The 24,886-nt window shown below is 58.9% G+C and carries 27 protein-coding genes; 5 read left to right on the forward strand and 22 right to left on the reverse strand.

Annotated features, from left to right (window positions below):
• The first annotated feature begins 28 nt into the window (after window positions 1-28).
• Window positions 29-670 carry a gamma-glutamylcyclotransferase gene (locus FHW77_RS25795; protein WP_286086168.1) on the forward strand — a complete coding sequence of 214 codons (642 nt, stop codon included), beginning with the start codon at window positions 29-31 and terminating at the stop codon, window positions 668-670.
• Window positions 671-1,203: 533 nt separating this feature from the next.
• Here the strand turns inward: FHW77_RS25795 and FHW77_RS25800 are convergent.
• From FHW77_RS25800 to FHW77_RS25815, 4 genes are all read right to left on the reverse strand, one after another.
• Window positions 1,204-1,818: a PAS domain-containing protein gene (locus FHW77_RS25800; RefSeq protein WP_022557530.1), complete on the reverse strand. Its 615-nt coding sequence runs from the start codon at window positions 1,816-1,818 to the stop codon at window positions 1,204-1,206.
• A gap of 244 nt (window positions 1,819-2,062) precedes the next feature.
• Complete coding sequence (locus FHW77_RS25805; RefSeq protein ID WP_022557531.1) at window positions 2,063-2,578, reverse strand: YidB family protein; 516 nt, start codon at window positions 2,576-2,578, stop codon at window positions 2,063-2,065.
• Between the two features lie 1,112 nt (window positions 2,579-3,690).
• Window positions 3,691-4,290, reverse strand: a complete 600-nt coding sequence (locus FHW77_RS25810; RefSeq protein ID WP_182591026.1) for a general stress protein — start codon at window positions 4,288-4,290, stop codon at window positions 3,691-3,693.
• 16 nt (window positions 4,291-4,306) lie between these two features.
• Complete coding sequence (locus tag FHW77_RS25815) at window positions 4,307-4,624, reverse strand: hypothetical protein (protein ID WP_022557534.1); 318 nt, start codon at window positions 4,622-4,624, stop codon at window positions 4,307-4,309.
• Window positions 4,625-5,052: 428 nt separating this feature from the next.
• On the opposite strand from FHW77_RS25815, the gene FHW77_RS25820 reads away from it, so the two are divergent.
• Window positions 5,053-5,427 carry a DUF1236 domain-containing protein gene (locus FHW77_RS25820; protein ID WP_051674317.1) on the forward strand — a complete coding sequence of 125 codons (375 nt, stop codon included), beginning with the start codon at window positions 5,053-5,055 and terminating at the stop codon, window positions 5,425-5,427.
• Between the two features lie 318 nt (window positions 5,428-5,745).
• Here the strand turns inward: FHW77_RS25820 and FHW77_RS25825 are convergent, their stop codons facing one another.
• From FHW77_RS25825 to nirK, 7 genes are all read right to left on the reverse strand, one after another.
• Entirely contained in the window at window positions 5,746-6,387 is a 642-nt protein-coding gene (locus FHW77_RS25825) for a helix-turn-helix domain-containing protein (protein WP_034499537.1), read from the reverse strand.
• 494 nt (window positions 6,388-6,881) lie between these two features.
• Entirely contained in the window at window positions 6,882-7,520 is a 639-nt protein-coding gene (fixJ, locus tag FHW77_RS25830) for a response regulator FixJ (protein ID WP_077986064.1), read from the reverse strand.
• The gene (locus FHW77_RS25835; RefSeq protein WP_081859577.1) at window positions 7,507-8,886 is read right to left on the reverse strand and encodes a PAS domain-containing sensor histidine kinase; all 1,380 of its coding nucleotides are present in this window, start codon (window positions 8,884-8,886) and stop codon (window positions 7,507-7,509) included. The genes fixJ and FHW77_RS25835 overlap by 14 nt, the downstream gene beginning before the upstream one ends.
• Window positions 8,887-9,558: 672 nt before the next feature.
• A complete protein-coding gene (locus FHW77_RS25840; RefSeq protein ID WP_034499543.1) occupies window positions 9,559-9,819 on the reverse strand; it encodes an antitoxin in 261 nt (86 codons plus the stop codon).
• Window positions 9,820-9,958: 139 nt separating this feature from the next.
• Window positions 9,959-10,660 (reverse strand): Crp/Fnr family transcriptional regulator, encoded by a 702-nt coding sequence (locus FHW77_RS25845; protein WP_034499545.1) that lies wholly within the window; start codon window positions 10,658-10,660, stop codon window positions 9,959-9,961.
• 148 nt (window positions 10,661-10,808) lie between these two features.
• The gene (locus tag FHW77_RS25850) at window positions 10,809-11,726 is read right to left on the reverse strand and encodes an SUMF1/EgtB/PvdO family nonheme iron enzyme (RefSeq protein WP_182591027.1); all 918 of its coding nucleotides are present in this window, start codon (window positions 11,724-11,726) and stop codon (window positions 10,809-10,811) included.
• Between the two features lie 108 nt (window positions 11,727-11,834).
• Entirely contained in the window at window positions 11,835-12,977 is a 1,143-nt protein-coding gene (gene nirK, locus FHW77_RS25855) for a copper-containing nitrite reductase (RefSeq protein ID WP_003585379.1), read from the reverse strand.
• A 236-nt stretch (window positions 12,978-13,213) separates the two neighbouring features.
• On the opposite strand from nirK, the gene FHW77_RS25860 reads away from it, so the two are divergent.
• Window positions 13,214-14,446, forward strand: coding sequence for an NnrS family protein (locus FHW77_RS25860; RefSeq protein ID WP_182591028.1), 1,233 nt, complete (start codon window positions 13,214-13,216; stop codon window positions 14,444-14,446).
• 85 nt (window positions 14,447-14,531) lie between these two features.
• On the opposite strand, the gene FHW77_RS25865 is transcribed toward FHW77_RS25860, so the two are convergent.
• The 8 genes from FHW77_RS25865 to FHW77_RS25900 all read right to left on the reverse strand — a co-directional run bounded on the left by FHW77_RS25865 (window position 14,532) and on the right by FHW77_RS25900 (window position 21,274).
• Complete coding sequence (locus FHW77_RS25865; RefSeq protein ID WP_182591029.1) at window positions 14,532-15,065, reverse strand: DUF2249 domain-containing protein; 534 nt, start codon at window positions 15,063-15,065, stop codon at window positions 14,532-14,534.
• Window positions 15,066-15,143: 78 nt separating this feature from the next.
• Window positions 15,144-15,449, reverse strand: a complete 306-nt coding sequence (locus tag FHW77_RS25870; protein ID WP_022557544.1) for a DUF2249 domain-containing protein — start codon at window positions 15,447-15,449, stop codon at window positions 15,144-15,146.
• A gap of 146 nt (window positions 15,450-15,595) precedes the next feature.
• Window positions 15,596-17,494, reverse strand: a complete 1,899-nt coding sequence (locus tag FHW77_RS25875; protein WP_182591030.1) for a nitric oxide reductase activation protein NorD — start codon at window positions 17,492-17,494, stop codon at window positions 15,596-15,598.
• 72 nt (window positions 17,495-17,566) lie between these two features.
• Window positions 17,567-18,379: a CbbQ/NirQ/NorQ/GpvN family protein gene (locus tag FHW77_RS25880; protein ID WP_182591031.1), complete on the reverse strand. Its 813-nt coding sequence runs from the start codon at window positions 18,377-18,379 to the stop codon at window positions 17,567-17,569.
• 63 nt (window positions 18,380-18,442) lie between these two features.
• A complete protein-coding gene (locus FHW77_RS25885; RefSeq protein WP_182591032.1) occupies window positions 18,443-19,789 on the reverse strand; it encodes a nitric-oxide reductase large subunit in 1,347 nt (448 codons plus the stop codon).
• Window positions 19,790-19,813: 24 nt separating this feature from the next.
• Window positions 19,814-20,266 (reverse strand): c-type cytochrome, encoded by a 453-nt coding sequence (locus FHW77_RS25890; RefSeq protein ID WP_182591033.1) that lies wholly within the window; start codon window positions 20,264-20,266, stop codon window positions 19,814-19,816.
• 178 nt (window positions 20,267-20,444) lie between these two features.
• Window positions 20,445-20,735, reverse strand: coding sequence for a hypothetical protein (locus FHW77_RS25895; protein WP_072495333.1), 291 nt, complete (start codon window positions 20,733-20,735; stop codon window positions 20,445-20,447).
• 5 nt (window positions 20,736-20,740) lie between these two features.
• Window positions 20,741-21,274: a cytochrome c oxidase subunit 3 gene (locus tag FHW77_RS25900; protein ID WP_142187765.1), complete on the reverse strand. Its 534-nt coding sequence runs from the start codon at window positions 21,272-21,274 to the stop codon at window positions 20,741-20,743.
• A 137-nt stretch (window positions 21,275-21,411) separates the two neighbouring features.
• On the opposite strand from FHW77_RS25900, the gene FHW77_RS25905 reads away from it, so the two are divergent.
• Complete coding sequence (locus FHW77_RS25905; RefSeq protein WP_022557550.1) at window positions 21,412-21,567, forward strand: hypothetical protein; 156 nt, start codon at window positions 21,412-21,414, stop codon at window positions 21,565-21,567.
• 12 nt (window positions 21,568-21,579) lie between these two features.
• The gene (locus tag FHW77_RS25910; RefSeq protein ID WP_072495331.1) at window positions 21,580-22,257 is read left to right on the forward strand and encodes an NnrU family protein; all 678 of its coding nucleotides are present in this window, start codon (window positions 21,580-21,582) and stop codon (window positions 22,255-22,257) included.
• A gap of 4 nt (window positions 22,258-22,261) precedes the next feature.
• Here the strand turns inward: FHW77_RS25910 and FHW77_RS25915 are convergent, their stop codons facing one another.
• The 3 genes from FHW77_RS25915 to FHW77_RS25925 are packed head-to-tail and all read right to left on the reverse strand — an operon-like array spanning window position 22,262 to window position 24,770.
• The gene (locus FHW77_RS25915; RefSeq protein WP_115063340.1) at window positions 22,262-22,852 is read right to left on the reverse strand and encodes a UbiX family flavin prenyltransferase; all 591 of its coding nucleotides are present in this window, start codon (window positions 22,850-22,852) and stop codon (window positions 22,262-22,264) included.
• Window positions 22,849-24,363: a UbiD family decarboxylase gene (locus FHW77_RS25920; protein WP_182591034.1), complete on the reverse strand. Its 1,515-nt coding sequence runs from the start codon at window positions 24,361-24,363 to the stop codon at window positions 22,849-22,851. Before FHW77_RS25920 ends, FHW77_RS25915 begins: the two co-directional genes overlap by 4 nt.
• A gap of 56 nt (window positions 24,364-24,419) precedes the next feature.
• Window positions 24,420-24,770: a DUF488 domain-containing protein gene (locus tag FHW77_RS25925; RefSeq protein WP_072495328.1), complete on the reverse strand. Its 351-nt coding sequence runs from the start codon at window positions 24,768-24,770 to the stop codon at window positions 24,420-24,422.
• Window positions 24,771-24,886 lie beyond the last annotated feature (116 nt).

A 24,886-nucleotide genomic window follows, 5' to 3' on the forward strand; every position in this document is an offset into this window, starting at 1 on the left:
TTCTATCTTAGGGATGTGACTAGTCATAATGGGCACATTACTCCTCACACTTAACAAGTGGGAGATCGCGTCCAGATATTTATGGGGCCACTACATAGAGAAGCAAGCTGGCGAAGAGGAAATCTGGATATTCGCCTATGGCTCATTGATGTGGAACCCCGGATTTGAAGTGGCGGGCATGGAAAACGCCGTCGTCCACGGTTGGCATCGTGCGTTCTCGCTAAGGATCGAACGGCTTCGTGCCACCTCAGACGCGCCGGGTCTGATGCTCGCCCTTCAGCCAGGGGGAAGCTGTTCCGGCGTGGTTCTCAAGCTTCCATGTGCTACAAAGAAACGAGATCTCCGGAACCTTCTGGCGCGCGAAATCCGGTATGCTGAGGTGTCTGACATGGTACGTTGGGTCACGGTCAAGACGCCGGCGGGCGCCCGTCGGGTACTAACGTTCTGGGCAAGCCCGAAGCAGTCGCCGTTGACATACAAGGTGCCTCTCAATGAGGCCGCCGCGCTGATCGCCCAGGCGTGCGGGCCGGCCGGTTCCTGCGCGGAATATCTGCATCGCACGGTTCTTGATCTCTCGGAGCGCAACATTTTCGATCGAAATCTCTGGCAGTTGCAAAAACTTGTCGCGGAAAGGCTTCAAGCTCTTCCGCGACATGCTCATCCCGCATGACCATATATGCCGCCCGTTTCTTGAAGCGTTTTGAGCAGGCGATACTGTGGAGCTGGATAGTAGATAGTAGAAGGTCAAAAATAAAACCAACGGCCAGTCCGTGAAAGGCATCAACAAGGGACCGCCCGCCTATGTCACCTTGATCACGTCAGCAATTAATGCCGGCGGGTAAATTAAGCGCGCGTTTTTACGCCTGTTGCTTGATTAAATGAAATACGCCCTGATTAAATAAAGACTGTCGGCCGCAAACCGTGTCAGCATGTTCTGCTGTCGACGATGTCTTCCGTTGCAGGCCAGAGTTCGGTTTTCGTCAAGGCGCCTACACGCGCCAATGGTTTCAAACGGCGTCGTTACAGTGAAGCCGAGAAAAGAAAGAAATCTGTGTTTCTGCCGCGAAAGCACCGCCACTCGCGCACTACCTACGAACGCGGTGGGCGAGTGCCAGAAGCGCATGAAAAGGTGAGAAGGCCGGTTGCCGTACGGCTCACGTTCTCCTCGCTGGTGTCAGAAGCTGCTCATTACGCGCCCTCCGTTCACGTTTGAAGCTCCGAAGACGACATCGATCTCAGCGCCGAAAAAAGGTATCGTTCGGTGAGCTCAAGCCCCGCATTCCTGGCGATTTTTATAGCGGATGTTATTTGCGATTCCAGATGACCCGTCTCGAGTTTCGTCTCAGCGGTCTGCTCAATGAGTACGACCCCGGAATAGATTGAAGGAAGATTGTCCAGGTCTCGAGAGCAGGAGCCCATACTCAGAAGAGATTTTCGACGTCCGCTGGGACACTCGATTGCATACGGCGAGACGAGTGGTTCACCCCCCAGAATGACTTCATGAATTCTAGCGGCCAGCCGTGGCCGATCTTCCTCCACGATACGTTCAAGAATAAACTCAACTGGAACACCGCGCGCGAGTTCTCCTTCGTCGATTTCATATATCTGTGCAAAAGCCTTGTCAGCAGTCAGGCTGTTTTCTCGGAGACACCATGAATAAAAGCCCGCGCCCTTCATCAGAACCTGGGCAACTTGCATATGCGGTTGCTTCATGGATTTGTACCCCCATCCATCGGCGGCACCTTGCAACACATTTATTTTCCGGGCAATGGTGCCGGGCACCAATCTCCAAACCCGTCCATCGCCTTTGGGCTCCATGTCGCCCGCCCAGCCACCTCGTTGCAGGCAAGTTCCGCGAAGGGTTTACGGTGGCGGTGAGAACCGCGGCGTTTTGACCGATGTTTCCTGATTAGCGGAAATCGGGCCTGCCGCCTCCATTTTCCTGGTGCTCCAGAGAGTGAAAAGCGTCCGCAATATCTTGTATGCGACCTCACGCGGCCAGCATTTACTCAACAGATCAAGCAGCCCACAGCGTGTCAGTGCTTTCCAGCAACGATTTGTATCAGGGCTTCGGAACCTGCTGGTCGGATGGAATGGTCCCATCTGGCGTCAGTTCATCGACAGCTTGCGGTAGATCCTTGCTTAGACGCGCCAATATCTCTTCACGCGACAGACGTGTCTTCGCGGCCAATTCATCGAGAACCTCCGGCCCGATCGCCTCTGAGAGTTCGTCGGCGTTGATGTCGTCGTTTGCCCCTGGCTTGATCCAGGATTCCGCCTTCTGCCCGAAGCCGTTTTGTTGGAACGTCTTGAGAAGGTCGCTCAGACCACCGCTTAAAATTCCTCCTGAGGTGAGCCCGTCGAAAATGGATCCGATCCCGCCGGAGTCCCTGCCGCCACCGAGCTTGCCGAGTAGGTCGCCGCCGCCCGACCGCGGTGATGCCGATCCTTCATCCCGGTTGGCTTCGGCGGACTGCTGCGCGTTCAACCCCCTCAGAAATTCCGCGATTTTCTCCCTATTCTGATAGCCCGCTACCGCAAGTACACCCAGCAATGCTTTCAGTTGGCCGCTCACCATGATTTTTCTCCTTGTTTTCCTGGGCCCCGAGAAAACATGGCGACGTGGCCCTCTCGCAAAAACAAAACGACTCGTCGGCAATGAGGTTCCATGAGGTCAATGGATGGAGACTGGCAGCCGCTTCTTCTGATAAACGCGCTAATGAACGGGCTGGGAGGGAGAGAAACGGATGTCCGATAGCGGCGCCATGCGGGTGGCGCCCCTAAGAGCAAGCTACCTTCCGCTCATGTCGTTCACTTCGTTCGGCGAGGTCGAGACGCCATAAGATTTTCGCCTAACTTGGATCGTCCGGCAATGACGGCAGTCCTGCACCATGCCCGGGTCGAGCGGAGGCTTTCGGGATCTTAAATGCAGGCGCGGGGAAATTTTTCATCATCGACAGGAGAGCGGCCGCGCGAAATTAGTGTCGTTCCAGGCCGCGGCTGGCCTGGTGCGATTTTGAGGATGTGCCCGCATTTTGCGCGTCATGATGAACCCATTTGAAGAATGGGTAGATGGGCATGAAAATGACAACTAGGGTGAGGATTGAAACGAGCATCTGAATTGGACGTTAGTGACGAAAAATCCGACCTGAATCTGTGTATACCTGCGCGACGCAATGTCACGATCGCAGTTAGAGTTTATTAATTGTGCCAGGGCGAGCGTTACTTCGCTGTCCGAACTTGCGAACCAATTTGTCTGCGCTGCATTCACTGTGATCAGCATGGCCGCAAATATTGTAGACAAGGTGACGATCATGAAAAGTTTCGGAAAATGTCAGTGTCTACGACGCGGGCGGGCGGACGCTGTACAAGCCGCGCCACATTATAATTGACGGTAATTATTAAAACTTGGTTTGCAATATTCCTTGCGTGAACGGACGGTACCGAAAGGGGATCCGGGCGAAATTGCAAGGTTTGCATGCCGAGAGACATCAGAAAGGGGCAAGTGGCACTTACGGCCGACTGCTGTTCCGCTTACGAATTCTGCATACCAATTAGAACGGGTGGAATGAAATCTCTGCCGCAGACCGTTGAATTAATCGCGGCAATTTTCTGGTGTACGAGATCTTTATCAAAGGTGGTATCGGGCGTCACTAGAGGGGCGCCACCGTGGCGCCCCTCCTGAAACTCTCACATACCATTGCCGCGATAGCGAAGCCGTTCCTGTTCGATCTGTTCGGCCTCGTAGGGCGACAGCGTTTCGTCGAAACGCGTCCATCCTTGCTTCTCGTACGCGGCGCGACGTTCTGTCGGATCGACCCAATTCGAGCGTTTGAGAATGGCTTCAGCCTCCGGCGCCAAGGCGTCATCTACCTTTGCGGTGACGAGGGTGCCACCCCGGCGGACGCCTTCCGCGTAGAAGTGGGCATCTCGTTCCGGGACGCCGGAGCTCGTCAGTGCGCCAATAATCCCGCCAGCGGCCCCACCTGCAACCGCACCGGCTGCCGCGCCCGCTGCAGTCGCTGCAAGCCAGCCAGCTGCAACGACCGGACCGACGCCCGGAATGGCCATCAAGCCAAGGCCGGTGAGCAGGCCGCCCGCGCCGCCGACGACCGCACCGATCCCCGCGCCAGTTCCGGCCCCTTCTGCGGCATTCGACTCTTTGTGCCGCCGATCGCCGTTATTGGAAACGATACTGATATCGCTGGATGGTACGCCCTGAGCTTCTAGTTCACTGACGGCGGAACTTGCGTCTGCGTAATCGTCAAAAAGTCCGGTAACAGTTTTCATAACATCCTCCTAGAGGTTACTTGGCAACAACATTGCCCTGATAATCGAGAGCGATCGAAACAGTTTTGCCGTCCTTCATGCCGGTGGCATTCCAAACGCCCCTGTCGTCTTTCTTAAGATCCTTCAACCCCGTATAACCCGCTTTTTCGATCCGATCCTTTGCCTGGTCCTCAGTAAAACTGTTGGCGCCCTCCACCGGGGCCGTCGGGTTTTTCGTGTCGGGGGTCGCAATTGCCGGCGTGTTTCCGTCGCTGTTGGCCGCGGGCGCACCTTGAGCATGTGCTGTAAGGGCCGAGACACAAATGAAGGCGGCGGTGAGAACAGTGTTTTTCATGGTTTTCTCCCTAGCTCGGATCTGCGTAGATTGATCCACCTGATTAACCCTTTGATGTTGTGTTGGTTCCAGCATCGGAGGCCTAGTGCTCAACAAGCATGGCGGCGCGTCAGGCATACGAGCGACGATGCAAGGGTCTGGACAGTGGCGCAGGCGAACGTCCAAATAAGGGGGAGATAGCAACTGAAGCGGTAGAGCGGCCGGAAAGCTACACGAGGCGATTGGCATCGGTAGTCAGGAGACCATAGAGATCGTCGATCGTGATCCCGTTCCGAACCTTCCGGACCTTTTTCATTTTGGCACGTGGATAGCGCAGAATATCGGCTATTTCGTCTCATCGCGGGCAAACCAGGCGTTAGGCACAGAGCCGCGTTCCTGTTTGCTCGTCGGATCCCGTTCGGCAGAGCTGGTAACCGGACCAAGCCCGGATGCCTGGTTCTTCCAAAACCAAGACTGAAACGACAGGCACTGCTGGTGCGACGAACGGCGATGTCTCGGGGTCGCCATCTGCGGCGACAAAAGAGCAGAAGTCCGGTTCGCAAGTGAACGTCAATGTCACGACCGAGCAGCGCACCGAAATCCGAAATGTAATCATCGAAAACAAGGTCGAACCCGTCCGCCCGACATTCAGCATTTCCGTTGGAACCGCGGTTCCAAGAACCGTTAGGCTTCACAAGCTCCCAGCGCGCGTGATCCAGATCGTTCCGCAGTACCGTGATTACGAATATATCGTTCTTGCTGACGAACGGATCATCATCATCGATCCTGCGACCTACGAGATCGTCTACGTTCTCACGATCTGACCACCGTCGTTGCCATTCATCCTGTTGGTCGCCACCTTGCGACCAACAGTTTGACCGGTTGTTTGCGTGCTGAGCCGCGCAAATTTCCCCCGGCAAGCGGGACATGCAGTGCCGTTTCGCGCGCCGATGACAGCGACCTGCCTTACAGGGTTCAATGACCCCCGCCACGAATAACCGCGTCCGCGGTGTGCGGCCAGGGCTCCATACAGCTCCTGCACCACCTGACAAAACCAAGGAGAAGAATGCGGAGGGTGCCAGACCGAGGTCGAGTGGTGGCAGGTTCTGCACGCACTCCCCCTCACTCGGGCCGGGGTCGGGTTACTCGCTGATCGCCTGGAGTTTGTCGCGTCTGAGTATTTCGATACAGCGGGCGTTCTTCAGGCGAACAATACCCTTCTCGCGAAGCCTGGACATGCTCCGCGATACCGTTTCAACCGTCATCCCGAGATAATCGCCGATATCCGTTCGCGTCATCGGCAGATCGATAATTCCCACATCGCCTTGTCGACGATCAAGGTCAACAAGGAATACCGCAAGTTTCTCGAGGGCGCTTTGGCGGCCAACCACGAGCAGATGCTCCTGGGCCCGAATCATGCTTCGCAAGGCGAGCGCCATCAGGTCGCCGCGGTGAATTTCGCTTCCTTCTGCCTCGATCGACGTCAATCCGGTTGGCACGATCGCCTCGGCGTAGAAGCTCCGACACCCCCACGCCTCAAAACCGAACGTTTCCCCTTGCACATGAAACGCAACAACCTGCCTACGGCCGTCCGTAAGCAGACGGTAGATGCGCACAGCCCCGGACTCTATCCTGTACAGAGATCCAGACTTTTCGCCCTGCGCATAAATCTCACTACCGGAGGCATGAAAAGTGATAGCGCGCGGGCGGACTACCCCCATTGGCAGACCGGGTGACGGAGACGAGCCACGGGAGGAATAACTGGCGGAAGCCATAGCGAGCATGTGAGCTGACCCTCAATTTTGATTGTCCCGACTATGCCGCAGAGCGACGCCTGCCAAAATTCGTTTGTTCCACTAAGGGTTTTTACCTAGCCGCATCAGCGCACTCACGATATCCGTGCCCGTTAGCGGCTTGTGAAGGATTTCTATGCTTGGCCTCTCGTTGCTGAACGTCTCGTCTTCTGCAAGAAAAAGGACAGGCGTCTTTACGGGGAGGGTTGCGAGACATGCTTCCCGCTCGCATTCTGGAAGGGAGCCGTCGAGAATAACACAAATCGCTCCACCGACCGATTCTCCGGCATACTTCCAGGACCGGAATGACGCGACGTCATATCCGTACGCGCGCAGGGCGAACGCCAAGCCGCGCGACAGTGCGGGGTCCTTCACAATCGAAGTTATATGTCGTGTAGTCGGCAAATTGACACCGGGAACATTGCAATAACGCGACAAGCAGGGCCAGTTGAACAGCCTCTTGACCTTGCGCGCCTTGTTCTGGATCAATTTCCGTCGGAGTTTCCAAAGTCCGCGATTTCAATCGAAAGTGACATGCGGACCAGCTCGGGAAGGCTTCGAGCTTTCATTTTTCCCATGACGTTAGCTCTGTGGACCTCCACGGTTCGCGGGCTTATGTCCAGATTGAAGGCTATGGACTTATTCGGGTGCCCCGCCACCACCGCCGCGAGAACCTGCCGCTCGCGTTCGCTCAGCGTCTCCAGTCTTTTGCGTACTTCTTCTGCCGATTCCGTTTCGGGAGCACGGGGATCCAGACGGGTAGCCGCACGGTGGATCGCGTCGATGATGACCGTATCTGCAAATGGCTTTTCAATGAAGTCAACGGCGCCGGCCTTCATTGCCTCCACCGCCATAGGCACGTCGCCATGGCCGGTGATTACTATCGACGGTATACGCACCCCCTCTGAGCGGATCCGTCGGATCAGCTCAACACCACTTATGTCCGGCATGCGCAAATCAGTCACCAGCACAGCGCGGTGAAGTCTGGGCGCAAGCGATGCAAAGGCGGTAGCCGTTTCATGCACTCTCACGCCAAGACCGCTCATGCTGAGCATAAAGGCGAGCGATTTCCTGACAGCTTCCTCGTCATCAACGACGTGCACAGTGAAATCATCGTTCGCCATTTTCTTCCCCATCATAGGCTGGCAGTGTGAATGTAAATCTTGCTCCTCCGAGCTCGCTACGTGACACGGTTATCTCTCCGCCGTGAGCCTCGATGATACGCTTCGATATGGACAGCCCGATTCCCATTCCGCCAGCCTTAGTCGTGACAAAAGGCCTGAACAACTGGTCGGAAATCTCATTGGGAATGCCGGCGCCGGAATCTTCGACTGTTACTGCGGCTTTGCCGCTTTCAGCAGCCTTGATGCTCACCCGAAGGTTTTTCTTTGGGGACTCGCCCATCGCCTCGACTGCATTTCGCATCAGGTTCGTGAGTACCTGCTGTATCTGAATTCGGTCGACCATGACCATATCGTCGCTAGCAGCAAAGTCAAAGACGGATCGCACACCTTTTTCTCTTGAACCCATCAGCGCCAGTGCGCCCGCCTCCTCAACCAGATGGCGGAGTTTGTGAGGCAGCTTCTCAGTCTCACCCTTAGTTACGAATTCTCGGAGATGGCGAATGATTTGACCTGCCCTGACACTTTGTTCACCTGCTTCCCTCAGGGCTTCGTGCAATTGCCTGTCCCTTTCACTTTCGGAGCCCTGTAGCAAGCGTGCGCAACCATGAACATAGTTGGCAATCGCCGAAAGCGGCTGGTTCAGCTCGTGGGCCAAGGTAGATGCCATCTCTCCCATTTCGTTCAGCCGTGCCAATCTTGCCAGTTCAGTCTGAATCTCCTGTAGGCGGGCTGCTGATTCCTCTCTTTCGGTAAGATCTCTCACGAAACCGGTGAAAAACCGTTTGCCCCCCCGATGCGTTTCTCCAACCGCGAGCTTCATGGGAAATGTCGACCCGTCCTTGCGCTGGCCGACCACGACCCTATCGGTTCCGATAATGCGTTTTTCGCCGGTCGCGAGATAGCGCTGGAGGTAGCCGTCGTGCTCGTGCCGATAAGGTTGTGGCATCAGCATTCGAAGATTTTGCCCAATTGCTTCGTCCTCGGAGTACCCGAACTGCCTGACGGCAGCTGCATTGAAAGAGACAATCGTGCCATCCTGCTGGCTGACGATCGTGGCATCGAGCACAGTATCGAGTATAGACCTTAGGTGTGCCTCGCGCGTGTTCAGCGCTTCTTCTGCCGCCTTATATTGATGCCTCAGGCGTTTGAGCGACCCCCCGAGGTACGCAATTGCAATGCCGACCGCTCCGAAAACCATCAACTCGGGGACCTGGGCGCCGCCGGGGGTAAGCGACCTCAGATAGCTTGCGGAGCAAAACGCCAGGAAAAATGCCAGCAGTCCAAGCCGCAAACCTCCGGTTATTGCGGCCAGGAGAATTGGAGGAACAAACAGTATGTAGATAGCAGGGGCGTCGAGTAGATCCATGAGAAACACTCAAAATAAACAGAACGAAAACGGATGAAGCTGCGATGGAATTCCCATGCGTTTGTCGCAAAGCGAGCGCAACCCGCCATTGGATCTTTTCCGGTCCCTGATCGGCATCATACTTTTCGCGTCCGCCATCGAGGTGCCCATCCTATCGCTAACCATATGTCACATTGGCATAGCGCGCTGGCTGGCGACCGGCAATTGATTCATGTGTCGGCGGGAGATCATGCCAAACTTGCGGACCACAGACGGTCGTAGAAAGTGATATACAATTCAGCGGCGACGGGACGAACTACCAGAGCTGGCCACGCCCGGAAAAGTCTACGCTGGCTTTGCGCACGAGGTTGCGATGAGGATCACGCATTCACGCGTGACGGACCGCCCGATCAACATGCCGGCGGCGCGAATCTTGAACATGCAGACTGACGTCTCGACTTCGACTGGGATGTTATTGCCACCCAGCCCAAGGCCTTCGATCAGACCAGGCCGGTCCACATGATTGCGCACATCAGGGTGACAAGGGTGTCGGCGAGCCACGCGCTGCTCAAGTCCCGGAAAGCTGAAGATTCAAAATGGTTTCAAGATTCTTCGGTCGACGTGAAGAGCCGGAATATGTCCGATCGGCGGCCAACAATGTTACAACCGCAGTCGTGTCGAGAAGATGCGCGATTACGGAAACATCGTATAGATCTCCAGCCGGTCCTGTCGATCTGACTGGTCGCGCACGTCTTTCATAAAATCGTCGCTCTCGCCGCGTGCCATCGCTGCTATCAGGGAGTTCCAGGCCTCGGCACGCTCAACATGGGGACACAAGATCAGTGCATCGCCCTCTTGCGTTATGTCCACACGATCAACGCCGAAACGCCATTCTTTCGGCAGGCGAATCCACTGGGAGTTACCGGACTGAAATACGCGGGCGACATGGGGCATGGTTCGCTCCCCTCAGTGTTTACCGCATTTATAAACATTATATGTCCCGCCACTTCAACTAGCAGCCTGCTTATAACCGACAGAGAGTAAGAAATGCGCAAGAGCAGGCTGTCGCAATGAGCGAGGCAAAGGCTCCGCCCTAGACTTGACTGATATCGCCGTCCGCCAGTTGAGCAAGGCCCGGTAGATCGCATACGAGAAGCTTCTGCCGGCCGCCCTGTACCAGGCCCTTGCTCTCCCAGCTGGACAGGATGCGAGAAACGGTGTGGAGCGTGGTGCCGGTCATTTCCGCTATGTCCTGCCGCGAGATCGGGAAGTCGATTCGAATACCGTCCACCTCCTTGCGCCCTGCCTGTTGCGAAAGGCGCAGTACGGCGTGCGCCACCCGACGCTCTACCTCCTGCGTCGACATTTCGCGTATGCGCGTATGGGCTTCCTCAAGACGTTGGCCAATGGTCTGCATGGCGGAGACGGCAAGGTGCGGGTTCTGCTCGACGAAGTGCGGCCAGAGGTCCGTCTGCCAGGAAAGGATCACGCTTTCGGCGGCCGTGGTCGCGGTACCGGGATAATCGGACCGCTGCAGCGCCCGGGCGAAACCGAAGAGATCACCGGGATGCACCACACGCACGATGATTTGCTGGCCATCGTGCGTGACCTGCGTCACCTTCAGGCGGCCATGAATGAGCAGGAAGAAATGCTTGGCTGGCTGGCCCTGCTCAAAGATGGCTTCGCCCGGCGGCACCAGCCGAGATGTGGCGTGCGTCAGCAGTCCGTCCAGCTCATCGTCGGCCATCCTGGCAAACAAGGCCAGCGACCGGATGACGCTTCGGTCAATCTTCACTTGCACCCTCTCCGGTTAACTGGCACCGCGCGCTCCCTGCCAGGAGAAACATGATGCGAGCGTTCTGTATTCTCAACGACACAGCTCTACCCATCGGGCGAAGAAGAACAAATGATATAAATCAACTGGATGTTTTAAGTGACGACTATCACGTAGCCCGACCGGCTGCCCGGAGCTTTTCGATGAGCGGAGCATACCAGCGCGTATCCTTCACCAGCCGGAAGCCGAGATTGTCAGGCGGTACTCCGACAGCGCAGCCTCCGCTCTTCGGGTTTTTGACGAAGGCGCTCATAGCCGCCCGATGTTTTCCCGACGCGACCGGGATACCGCAGGAGGCAACGCTATCGATCGCCTCACCATCCTTGCCGAGCGTCACGCGGTGGCTGCAGCTCGATGTCCATTCCCAGACGTTGCCCCCGAAATCGGCAAGGCCATATTCGTTTTCGCCAAAGCTGCCATAGGATTGCGGAACCGGGTTGTCCGAGGCTTTACGGCTGGTCTGCCGCTCGTAATCGGCCAGCCAACGCAAGGCCGGGTTTTCGCTGTCCGCGCCGACACCCAGCGTCTCATCCGGAAAATGCGACCCGGCGGCAAAAGCCAGTTCAGCGTCGCTCGGCAGGCGCCAGACCTCGCCTGTCCGCTCACTCAGCCACGTCGCATAAGCGCGGGCGTCATCCTGGCTGATTCCGGTTGCCGGTATCTCGCCGCCGACGGGAGCGGCAAAGCCGGGTTCCGGCTGCTGACAGCCGCCTTCCGCTACGCAGCGCGCATAATCGCCGCTCGATACCTGATATTTCATGATCGTCAGATTTTGCCGCATCACTACGTCGACCACCGGGCCATCGACGGCATAGCCATTGCGGAAATATTCGCCCTCCGCCCGGTATGTGAAATGTCCTGCGGGCACCGTAACGACCTGTGGAGCCATCATGGCCGCGCGGTCATCAATGCCGCTGCGGATGATCCCGGACTGGAAACCGATGGCCGTTGCCAAAAGCGTTGCAATCGAGAGCGGGAGAAGAAGCGAGACGGCGTTTGGGAAGTGGCTGTCGCGGGGAATGCCCATGGGAACCTGCCTGCGTCGAGAAGACGCCAAATTCGGACCTGCGTTCAGGCGCGGAGAGCAGAACCTTGAGCGCGCCCGCGGCTGTCGACGGGCGCGCTACCGTTTGTGTCAGATGCTCGACGGGGCGAGCACCGCCTGCATCAAGCTGTTGTTCCACTCGCCCGTCACCTTGAAATGGGCGGCCGCGCCCAATTCGAAGGCTTCGATAAGGTTGTGATTGACATAGGCGTAGATGCCGGGCTGCTCGAAGGTATAGAAGGCCGCGCCCGCCGTGCCGCCGGGGATGAACCATGTTTCCTGGTCGAGATCCGGCGGGTTGCGGAATTTACCCGTTGCCCAGACATAATCGCCATGGCCGCCGATAAGGTGCGGGCGGGTATCACGGTTCGCCTGCGAATGCACGATCAGCACCTTTTCACCCACGGCGGCCTGAAGGGCGTGTTCTCCCGTTAGCGCGCCAACCGCACCGTTGAAGACGATGTGACTCGGTGTCAGCTTGCGCATCACCTCCAGCGTGTCGGCCATGGCGTCGCCGGCGCTTTCATATTTTTTGAAATTGCCGTTCTCGTCGCGCGGGATGTAGAAGTCCTGCTCGCCGACATAATAGATCTTGTCATAAACAAGCTCCTTGCCGTGGCCATCCGTCAGGCCCTCACGCGGCAGTACCATGATCGCGCCATTCATGCCCGAGGTGACGTGCCACGGCACCATGCCGGGAGGTGCGCAGTGATAGACGAAGACGCCGGCCTTGGTGGCCTTGAAGCGCAGGATCGCCTTTTCACCGGGGTTGACGATGGTGAGCCCGCCGCCGCCGAGCGCGCCGGTGGCCGAGTGGAAATCGATGTTGTGCTGTAGCTCATTGGTATCGGGGTTGATGAGGGTCAGTTCGACATAGTCGTCCTGGTGCACCACCATCAGAGGCCCCGGAACCGAACCGTTGAAGGTCATGGCGTGGACCTCGGTGCCCTTGTCGTCGAGGATCATCTTCTGCTCTTTGATCGTGAGCGTGAACTCGACGATCTTCGGTCCGCCTTCGGCTTTCTGCGTGTGAGCATGCACGAAGGGCGGCTTGACGAGATCAACTTTTACGCGAGGTAGTACTCCAATCTCCGCCTTCGTCAATGGCTTGGCCGCAGCCTTTTTTTCCTCTGCCGCGCTCGCTGTCGATGGCATGATGACGGGAGCCAAAGCCCCTGCAAATGCCGCGCCTGCGAGAATATTACGCCGTGTGATGTGGAAGGTTTCCGTCATCATATTTCTCCTGTCCCTCTTGGGGCAGAGCATGCTTCGCTCTGTCCCAGCATTTGTAGTGGAGGTACGAAAATACAATTTGAGATGGAGCAAACTGCGCGTCGGGCCACCTGCGACATTTTGGCAGGAGGTTACGGCTTCATGCGGACGGGTAGCACCTCCTCTTTGCCTGTTCGCAAAGAAGCGAGACGGGATTGCGTCTAGACATATGTCAAGACCAAATGAGGAGCATTACAATGAGTGGCAGCCAAACCGTTCCCACCCAGGGGCGCAGCCGGCCAAAAGGCGGCATTCCAAGGGGGCTGGCACGCAGCGGCCCGGTTATCTTCTCCTACGGCTTCCGGCCGTTTTTTCTCGGTGGCGCCCTTTGGGCCATCGTGGCGATGGTGTTGTGGATAGCAGCACTTTCCGGCTTCATTGACCTTGGCGGAGATTACGGCGCGCCGAACTGGCATGCCCATGAGATGCTGTTCGGTTTCGCTTCAGCGGTGCTGGCCGGCTTTCTTTTGACGGCTGTGCCCAACTGGACGGGGCGGCTGCCCGTATCGGGCAAACCGCTGGTCTGGCTGTTTGCGCTCTGGTGCGCGGGCCGGATCTTCCTGCTCGTGCCAGACACGGTGGGTGTGGTCACCGCCGCAACCGTTGACGGACTTTTCCTGCCGGCACTTCTCACGATCTGCGCGCGCGAGGTCATTGCAGGGCGCAAGTGGAAGGACCTCAAAGTGCTGGGTGGGCTATTGGCGCTTTCCGTCGCCAACATCGTTTTCCATTTGGCGGCGATTGAAGGCGACCTGAGCCAGATGGCGACCCGTCTCGCCGTCTCAGCCTACACCGTGCTCGTCATTATCGTCGGCGGCCGGATCGTGCCGAGTTTCACTCGCAACTGGCTGAACCGTTTTGGCCGCACGGATTTTCCTGTGCCCTATAACGGCTTCGACACCGCCGCCATCCTCACCGGCGTTGCGGCGCTGGCCACCTGGACAATGGAACCCGAGAGCATGCTGGCCGTGACAACGGCGCTTCTGGCGGCTTGCATGCATGCGGTGCGGCTCATCCGCTGGCGCGGCTGGACGACATGGCCGGACCAGGTGCTGGTGGTGCTGCATGCGGCCTATGCCTTCATCCCCGCCGGTTTCATCGCCATCGCGCTGGCGGCTCTCGATGTCATGGATACACGCTCGGTCCTGCATGTCTTCACCGTCGGCGTCATCGGCTGCATGATGCTTGCGGTGATGACCAGAGCGAGCCTCGGCCATACCGGACGAAAGCTCGCGGCTAGCAAAGTCACTATTGCCGCTTATGTGGCGCTGATCGCCTGCGCACTGCTGAGGCCGGCAGCCGAGTTCTTCCCCGGCGCGATGATGCGTCTCTACGCCTGCTCGGCGCTTCTCTGGATCGTGGGTTTCGGTCTGTTCTGCTTCGAGTACGGGCCAATCCTGATGCGCGAGCGCAAACCGCTCAAAGCCTAGAAGGCCTGCTTGCCATACCGCCAAAACAAAACGCCCCGGAAGCAATTTCAGGGGCGTTTCGTTTTCCGGGAGTTTGACTTATGGTTTAATGCGCGCCGGCACCGGCGCGGATGAAGATGCGAAACGCCGTACGCGCCTCGTCGAAATTTCCGGCCCATTGATGACCCCGGGCCAGAAGCTCCGGGTAGAGGAAGGTCGGTTCCTGCGGCATCAGCAAGAAGATCACGGAACCTAGGGGAAGACGGTCAAGTGCGGCAAGCGTACGGGTCGTTTGACCCCCGGTCGCCTCATCGCTCAGATCGAGATAGACGACCGGGTCGGGCCATATCTGCGGCTCCTCCGCGTTGCCCGCAAGCGCGGGCGACACGGAAATCTGCTCGGCTTCACTGGATCGCGGCGTGAACAGCACCTCCCAGTCGCCGCCGCCGATTTCGCGGACCTGATGGTTGAAACCGCGTTCCGCCATCATTTTGAACAGTGGACTGGGCCGGAAGGTGGCGTATAATCGCAGCGCCTCACCGGGCGCAAGCCCTGCCACGGCTTCCATGATGGCCGGAAAAGGCTCGCCGCCGCTCAGCAAAAGCCGCCGGACATCGAGTTCCCTGATCATTTCCGTCATTGCATCACCTCATCTGTCGGCTGGCGGCGGCGGGGGCCGTCCGCCAGAGGAATTTTCACCATGCCGCAGGCGCTGGGGTCAATGTTCGGATCCGCAGCAGCATTCGCAGCCGGAGATATCGTCTTCCGAACCTTCGGCCTGTTCTTCCAGCCGGCCGATATCGAGACGCCAGACGTCCGGACCCTGTTCGAGATATTCCCAGCCGAACTGGCCGGGGAAATTGGTGGCGAGTTGGTAAAGCAGTGGACGGGGATCGTGATCGCTGGTGATCTGTAGCGATTGACCCTCGGTCAACGCGCCAAGTGCACCGAAAATGCGCGGATGGCGTTCGCGATGCGGAATGATGCGCACATCGATATTGGTCGCACTTTGGGCTTCGGACATAGGCTGGCTCCGTGGCCGCGGATGGAATGATGCCCGGCGGTGCGGCTGGCCGGCGGACTGGAAAAACCTATCCGCCTTGGCGTTGGGAGACATTGTCGCCGCGCAAACAAACCTGAGACTCGTCAGGTCCGTCTGCGTGACATGCGTCATCCGGCAAGGCTGCGATAGATTGCCGGCAGCGCCGATGGCAGCTTCGCTATCCTGCTGACGATGGCATAACCGTTCTGGCCGAACATTGCTGGAATATAGGATTGCGCCTTGCTGTCGACGGTCACGCCGAAGACGCTTACGCCCGAACGTCTCGCCTCGGAGACCGCACGGCGGCTGTCCTCGATGGCGAAGCGGCCCTCATAGTGGTCGACATCGTTCGGCTTCCCGTCCGTTAGCAGCAGAAGCAGCTTGCGGCGCTCCGGCCTTTCATGCAGCTTGGCGCTGGCATGGCGGATGGCGGGGCCGATACGGGTGTAAAAGCCGGGCTTCAGCGCCGCGATGCGACGCTCGACGGTGTGGCCCATCGGCTCATCGAAATCTTTCACCGTTTCCACCCGCACCCACGAACGGCGGCGGGAGGTGAAGGTCAGGATGGAGTGACTGTCACCACAGGCGGAAAGCCCGTGCGCCAACACCAGCAGGGCTTCCTTTTCCACATCGAGAACCCGGCGATTGTCGAACCAGGCATCGGTGGACAGGGACACATCGACGAGCATCATTACGGCAAGATCATGCGCCTGTGGGCGGCTTGCCATATGAATGCGGTCGCTGCCCTGTCCTCCGGCGGCGATGTCGCTTCTCGCGCGCACCACGGCGTCAAGATCGAGATCATTGCCGTCAAGCTGGGCGCGCAGCATCTCGTGGCGTGGCCGCAGCACCTCGAATTGCCGCCTGATCCGACGGATGAGGCTCTTGGTGTCCGGGTCGGGTTCCGATGCCGTTTCGGCGTCTTTCGCCGGACCGGCGATGACCCGGCAATGATCGGCGAGATAGGTACCGCTGCGATAATCCCATTCGGGATAGGTCAGCTCCGCTGTAAGCGGGGTATGGTTCAATGCTTCGGGCGGCAGGTCCAGATCGAAGCGGAAGCGGGCGGAAGGCCGTCCCTTTCTCTCGCCCAGCGTCATGTCATCCAGTTCGTCGGCTGCGCTGCCGTCGGCATCGTCGCTATCGTCACCGGGACGATCGACATTGACCATCTCCGCCATGGCGAGGATTTTTTCGAAACGGTTGAGGATGAAGGGGCTGCGTTCGGTCTGGCGGTTCTCAGTTTTTTCGCGCACGGCGATATGACGGGCGGCCTCCGCACTCTGCGGCGCTGCATTGGAGGCCGGCTGGTCCTCGCCGTGCCGGGCCTCGGATGTCTCGCGCAGCAGCGTATCCGGCCACAGCGGCACCGGCAGCATCGGCAGGTATCGTGGCGGCGCTTTGGCCAGAAAGCCGGCGGGTGGCTCATGTCCCTCGATCCCTGCCTCATCGGCCAGCATGGAAAGCACCCGTTGTTCCACCTGCTGTTCGGCCTGCGGCAGTGGCCGCTTTTGCCGCACCGCGAGCATGGCGGCGCATAGCCGGCGATAGCGGGTCTTCATGCCGGGAAAGGTACGGGTTACGGTCTCGGCCAGTTCCGCAGCGCGGTCGAGCCGGGCAAGATCGGCGCGCAGCGGATCGGCAGCCACGACCGGTTCAAGCGACATCATCGCCATGGCGGCGGCGAGCCAGAGATAGAGATCGCGGTTGAGGCACCGGTCGGGAAACAGATCGAGCATCGGCGGCAGCATCAGCGTGGCATGATCGCGTCCGGGTTGGGCGAGCTTCTCTTCGCCAAGGCCCATGCGCTGGCGCAGCCTCAGCCGGTGGCTGGAAGTGCGCGCGCGGGCCGGAGCGATCTGCACCGCGTGTTCACCGCCAAAACCGCGGAAACAAATGGCCAGCACGGCCTGCATATCTTCCAGCTTCACGGCTTGATCCGGAAAGCGCAACCATGTGCCGGTATCGCCGATCAGCCTGTGCCAGGCGCGGCCGACGGTTTCTTCCAGTTCCAGAAAGTCCAGCATGGTTTATCCTCATGGCATCAGGCCGGAATGCGAGGGCCTCGCCGCGCATTCCGATACGGATAAAAATGCGCCCTATCGAATGATCGCATCCGCAACTTCATGCAGCGCGGCCTTCACGTCAGGCTCGTCGGTCAGCGGCTCAATCATCGCCGCGCGCACGGCCTGACGGGCGGGAAGGCCGGTGTCGATGAGGCTGGCGCAATAAACGAGCAGGCGGGTGGAGACGCCTTCTTCCAGATCGTGACCTTTCAGGCCGCGCAACCGGTGGGCGAGATCGACGAGCGGCTCGACGTCGCGCGCATCGAGCCCGCTTTCATGCGAAACGACGGCAATCTCCTGCTCCTTCGGCAAAAAATCGAATTCAATGGCGACGAAGCGCTGGCGGGTGCTGGGTTTCAGGCTTTTCAGCAGGTTCTGGTAGCCGGGATTGTAGGATACGACGAGCATGAAACTCGAGGGCGCTTCCAGCACCTCGCCGGTGCGGTCCAGCGGCAGGGTACGACGGTCGTCGGTGAGCGGATGCAGCACAACGGCCACATCCTTGCGCGCTTCCACAATCTCGTCGAGGTAACATATGCCGCCCTGACGCACGGATCGTGTCAGCGGGCCGTCCATCCACACGGTTTCACCGCCTTTCAGCAGGTAACGACCGGTCAGATCGGCGGCGGCAAGATCGTCGTGACATGAAACGGTCGAAAGCGGCAGGCCGAGTTTCGCCGCCATATGGCTGACGAAACGGGTCTTGCCGCAACCTGTCGGGCCTTTCAGCAGCAGCGGCAATTGCCGCACCCAGGCGCTTTCGAACAGCGTGCATTCATTGCCAAGCGGGGTATAGAACGGCGTGTCCGGCAAAGGCTGCAGCGGGGGGCGGAAAATCGTATTCATGGTCATCTCCATGGTTGGTGGTAAGGACCGGCTCTCGGGGGAAAAGGAGAGCCGGTCCGTTTCTCATTCGGCGGGCTGCACGAGGCGGGCGACGTCGCCCTGTTTCTGCTTGCCCGGCACCAGGACTGCCCAGATGAACATGACCGCCGAAATGAGAACTGCGAAACCGGAGCCGAGACGGATCCAGTAGAAGATCGCCAACTGGTCCTGCACATCCATGAAGCTTTCGCCCATGACGCGCTGAAGCTGGATCTGCACCACGCCGGCAAAGGTCAGCGCGAAGGTCATGACCGACATGGCCGTGCACATCACCCAGAAGCTCGTCATCGAAAGCCACTGGTTGTAGGGCGCGCGGTTCTTCATTTCGGGGATGGCGTAGGCCATCATCGCAAGGTTCAGCATCACATAGGCGCCGAAGAAGGCGAGGTGGCCGTGCGCGGCGGTAAGCTGCGTGCCGTGGCTGTAATAGTTCACCGAAGACAACGTGTGCAGGAAACCCCAGACGCCGGCGCCGAAGAAGGCCATGACCGAGCAGCCGATCGACCACAGAAGCGCTGCGCGGTTCTCATGCTTGCGGCCGGCCTTCCAGGTCATAACGAAGGTGAAGATGACCATGGTGAAGAAGGGGGCCACTTCCAGCGTCGAGAAGAGCGAGCCGATCCATTGCCAATAACCGGGCGCGCCGATCCAGTAATAATGGTGGCCGGTGCCGAGAATGCCCGAAAAGAGGGCAAGGCCGACGATGACATAGAGCCATTTTTCCACCACTTCGCGGTCGATGCCGTTGAGCTTGATCATCAGGAAGGCGAGGATCGAGGCCATGATCAGTTCCCACACGCCTTCCACCCACAGATGGATGACGTACCACCAGTACATCTTGTCGAGCGCGAGGTTCATGGGGTTGTAGAAGGCGAAGAGGAAGAAGATCGCCAGACCCCAGAGGCCGAAGAGCAGGATGTTGATGACGGTGGTCTTGCGGCCCTTCAGCGCTGTCATGGTGATGTTGAACAGGAACATCAGGACGACAAGGACGATACCGACCTTGATGGCGAAAGGCTGTTCGAGGAATTCGCGGCCCTCATGGATGCGGAAGATATAACCGACCACGGCGACGGCGGCGGCCACCAGGAAGATCCAGAACTGCGCGATGGCGAGCTTGGGGCTGTAAAGCTCCGTTTCCGTTTCTTCCGGCAGAAGATAGAAGGTCGAACCCATGAAACCCATCAGCAGCCAAACCACAAGGGCATTGGTGTGGATCATGCGCACGATGTTAAAGGGCAGAAGCTCGGAAAGCGTATTGGGCAGCACGTAGATCGTCGCGGCGACGACGCCGAACAGGATCTGCGCCACGAACAGCCCGATTGCGCCGTAAAAATACAGCATGGCGACTTTTTGCGTCTGGTATTTCATCTCGTCATCTCCTTGCCGTCAGCCTCAACCCGCATCGTTCGGCGGCCAGTTCTGCGTCTTGATCCGGCTCGTCCATTCGAGAAAGTCGACGAGATCATCGAGTTCCTGTTCGGTGAGATTGAACTGCGGCATCTGGCGCCGGCCCTCGATGCCGGTGGGCTGGGCTGCCATCCAGGCCTTGATGGAATCGCGCGCCGCATCCTTGTCGTCCACGCCGCCATAGCGCTTCCAGACATTGCCGAGTTCGGGCGCGAAATAGGCGCCTTCGCCGAGCAGCGTGTGACAGTTGATGCAGGAATTTTTCTCCCACACATGTTTGCCGCGCGCGACGCTTCCCGTCAGCGTGCTTTCATCCGTCGAGGTGGTGCGCATGTAATAATGGCTATGGGCGGTCAGCCCGACAAATATGGCGAAGAAGAAGATGGAGCCGCCGTAAAAGACGTTTCGCGCTCCTGTTTTGGTCAGGCGTTCTGCCATGCCAATGGTCCTTTCCATCCGGAAGACCGCTTATGCGGACTGGCTTGATCGAACCCTCTTGCCGGGATTTGCCAGCAGGCTGGCGGAATGCGGTGGGGTCTGACGCCTTTCTAGCCGCTGGCTGCCGGCGTTCTTTGCCATTTGGCAAACAAGTGGAGAGGTGGCGTTATCCGCCTTTTCAGAGCGGCAAAATGCCCTGCAGGAATGCCCGCAAAAGGGCTGCGGCGGCAAAGATGGCCGGCCATGCCAGAAGTGCCGTGCGCAGCAGGCCCCGCTCTTCGCCAAAACCCAGAAAATCGTCGATGACGCGTCTGGATTTCAGGAGCGCGAAAAGCAGCATCAGGCAGGCGACGGCAACCGGCGGCAGAAGCGCCGCCTTCCACGAGGTGACGGCGGCCGTACCGGCGAGAACGAGAATGGCGAGCACTGCAAAACTTCTTGCAAGCTGGCGGGAGGTGCGGTGGATCATGACTGTCAAACCAGATAGACGATGGGAAAAATGACGATCCAGACCAGATCGATGACATGCCACAGCGTCGTCACCAGCGTGACGTTCTCGTTTTTCGGGAACACTGCGACGAGAAACAGCAGCACGGCCACGAAGACGACATGCAGCAGATGGAAGCCGGTGAGCAGGAAATAGAGCTCGAAGAATGCGCCATAGGCTGGATCGGAGGCGAAGGCGATTTCGGTGGAGTATTCAAGGAGCTTCACACCGACAAATGCGAAACCGAGCAGGCCGGTAAGCGCGAGCGCCCGCCTTCTGCCCGGCAGCGCGGTGGGGCGACTGGCCGCAACGGCCGCCTGCCAGCCGCTCGCCAGCAAAATCAGTGTGTTGAGGCCGGCAAGTTGTGGCTGCAGATGCTGGCGCGCGGCGGCAAATGCATCGGGATTGAGGGTGAAGGCAATGATGAAGGCGCCGGTCAGCGCGCCGAAAGCGGCAAGTTCGCTCCAGACCAGAATCCACAAAAGCAGGTTTCCACTTTCCTCTTCCGTATTGATCGCCATGGTCTTGTCCGTAATGGTAAAACAGCAAGCCACGCTTAGGCGTCCTCAAACCCCGCTTCTTTGCGGTCGGTCAAAGAAGGGAGCGTGCAAAGTCCTATTGTCATGACAAAGCGCAACTCTGGAAAATGGAGCTTCCCATGAACGACGCGCAGGTCGGGCTGATTGTCGCAACCCCTATTATCGTTGGCTTTGCGGTGCTGTTGTACCGTATGGGTGTGTTGCAGCGCATGGGTGCGGTTTCCGCCGTGCTTGCCTCCGTGGCCATTGCTTCGGTGCTGTTCCTGAACCAGTAAGAAGGCAGTCACATGCTTGAACTTGTCGCCGCTCTCTCGCTTTTCGTGGCGCTGCATTCCATTCCCGCCGTACCTGCCGTGCGCGGCCGGCTGATTGCGGCCATCGGCAGGCCCGCCTATTTCGGGACTTATTCCGCCGTTTCGCTTCTGACGCTGGGCTGGGTATTTTATGCCGCGCTGTCGGTCGATTATATTCCGCTTTGGGATGTTGCGCCCTGGCAGGCGCATGTCACCTTTCTGGCAGCGCCGATTGGCCTGTTTTTCGTGCTGGCCGGCCTCCTCAGCGTCAATCCGCTTTCCATTTCCGTGCGGCAGGGAGATAGACCGGGGGCAATCGTGCGCATCACGCGGCACCCGGTACTCGTCGGCTTTCTGTTCTGGTCGTTGGGGCATGTCGTGCCGAATGGCGACCTGCGTTCCGTCATCCTGTTCGGCGGCTTTGCGCTGTTTTCGCTTGGCGGGATGGCGATGACCGAAAAACGCGCGCGGAAAAGACTGGGTAATGCATGGAGCGCGGCGGCTGCTAAAAATGCAACGATCCCTTTCGCAGCAATGCTTTCCGGCAAAACGCGCCTCGCCGTGGACGGGCCGATGCTGCTAGCCGCGGCGCTGACAGGGTTGACGGTGTGGTGGCTGCTGGCCGGTGGTCATGCCGCGCTCTTTGGTGCTGACCCGATGGCCTATCTTTGATGGCTCACGACGTCTTCACCATATGCGGCTGCCATATCGGCGCCTGTGGCGCGGGCGCGATACCGAGCTGATCGATGGCGCGAGCGGCCATCTGGTCGACAATATCGGCGACGCTTTGCGGTCTGTTGTAAAAGGCCGGCACCGGCGGCATGACGATGGCGCCGGCCTCCGTCACCGTGCACATGTTGCGCAGATGGATGAGATGCAGCGGCGTCTCACGCGTCATCAGCACAAGTTTCCGGCGTTCCTTCAGATGCACATCGGCGGCGCGGGTAAGGAGATTGTCCGAAAACCCGGTTGCGATGGCCGCAAGTGTGCGCATGGAGCAGGGGGCGACGATCATGCCGGCCGTCGGGAAAGAGCCGCTGGCAATCGCCGCGCCGATATCGTCGACGGCATGATTGACGCCAGCGAGTGAGAACATCCGCCCCATGGCTTGCGCCCCTTCCTCATGCAACACGGTGCGTCTGGCGGATTGCGACAGGACGAGATGGATTTCGACGCTTTTCATCCCGGCAAGGCGCTCGACAATACGCAACGCAATGCCGGCACCCGAAGCGCCGGTGACGCCGACCACGACGCGGTACGGGATCATAGCCGTTCTCCAAGGCCGAGATCGCGCCACATCAGATCCACTTTCGCGATCACGTCAGGCGTCATCGACAGCACACGGCCCCATTCGCGCTCCGTTTCCGGCGGCAGCTTGCGGGTGGCGTCCAGCCCCATCTTGCCGCCGAGCCCGGCTTTCGGCGAGGCGAAGTCGAGATAATCGATGGGCGTATCGTTTATGATCATCGTATCGCGCGAGGCGTCGAAACGGGTTGAGAGCGCCCAGATGACATCTGCCCAGTTGCGCACATCAATGTCGGGATCGACCAGAATGATGAGCTTCACATAGCTGAACTGCGGCAGCATCGACCAGAGGCCCATCATCACCCGCTTTGCCTGACCGGGATAACGCTTGTCGATGGAAGCGACCATGACGCGGTAGGAACAGGCGTCCGGCGGCATCCACAGATCGACAATTTCCGCAAACTGCTTTTTCACGAGCGGCAGGAAAATGTCGAGCATGGCTTCGCCGAGAACCGAAGGCTCATCCGGCGGCCGGCCGGTATAGGTGGAAAGATAGATCGGATCGCGGCGCATGGTGATTGCCGAGAGCGTCAGGACCGGGAAGGATTCGACCGAATTATAATAGCCGGTATGGTCGCCATAGGGGCCTTCGAGTGCCTTTTCCGTTACTGAGACGGTCCCTTCCAGTACGATTTCGGCATTGGCGGGCACCGGCATCGGCACGGTCAAGGCTCTGGCAATGCGGCTTTTCGAGCCGCGCAGCAGGCCGGAGAAGCCAAGCTCGCTGATATGGTCGGGAAGCGGCATGACGGCGGCGAGAATGGTGGCGGGATCGGCACCGATGGCGACGGTAACGGGCATATCCAGCCCGCGCGCTCGCCACAGCCGGTGGTGATGCGCGCCGCCGCGATGCGCCAGCCAGCGTATGATCACCCTGTCCGGGCCCAGCACCTGCATGCGATAGATGCCGACATTGATATCATCGGGATCGTCAGGCGAACGGGTGATGACCAGCGGCCAGGTGACGAGCGGGGCCGGTTCGCCCGGCCAGCACCATTGCACCGGCAGGCGGGCGAGGTCGACAGCATCGCCCGTCAGCACCCTTTCCTGCACCGGCGCGCGTGAGACGTTGCGTGTCCGCATCGAAAGTGCGGCTTTCAGCAAATGCAGCTTACCCCATGCCTCGGCCATGGATTTCGGTGGTCCCGGCTCGCGTAATTCGGCGAGCTTTTGTCCAAGTGCGGGCAGGCCGCCGGTCTCAAGCCCCAGCCCCCACTCGATACGTTGCCGCGTGCCGAAAAGATTGGTAAGCAGCGGCATGTCCCGCACCTTTGCCTCATGGTCGACGGGTTGCTCGAAAAGCAGCGCCGGCCCGCCATCGGCGAGCACGCGGCGGTGGATTTCGGTGATTTCGTGCACCAGCGAGACCGGCTGGCGAATTCGCCGCAGCTGCCCGCGTTCTTCCAGCAACCGGGCGAAACTGCGCAGATCGGCTGCGTGGGCGGGTTTAGTTTCTGTTTTCTCGTCTCTCATGCCGCCTGTTTGCCGATGGCAGTGCGGCATGTCCTTGCGCTGCCGCAAATGCGGCTTCAATGCGAACGAAGATAGTCGGCGAGAACCAGGGCGTGGTTATGTTCGATATCATGGGCGGCATAAAGCAGCGTGACGCGGCCTTTCGCCATCAGCTCCTTCATGTGCGCCACGGCATCGGGATTGGCCGAGAGTTCCTTATGATAATGCCGGGTAAATTCCTCAAAGCGAGACGGCATATGGGAGAAGTTCTTGCGCAATTCGTTGCTGGGCGCGATGTCCTTCATCCACAGGGAAAGCTTTGCCTTTTCCTTGCTCATGCCGCGCGGCCAGAGCCGGTCCACCAGAATGCGCGCGCCGTCATCGTCGCTGGCGGGTTCGTAAATCCGTTTGACCCTTAAATCGGACACGGGCGGCCTCCGTCGCTTGGCAAGTCAATGAATTATAGCGGCTTTTGTGAAGTCGCACCCGAAAATTTCCCTGTCTTTGCGTTCGCTCAAACCGCCACCCGCGCGCTGCGGTTAGG

Origin of the sequence: Agrobacterium sp. RC10-4-1, assembly GCF_014138475.1 — a bacterium.
In the GTDB taxonomy this organism is placed as follows: Bacteria; Pseudomonadota; Alphaproteobacteria; order Rhizobiales; family Rhizobiaceae; genus Agrobacterium; species Agrobacterium pusense.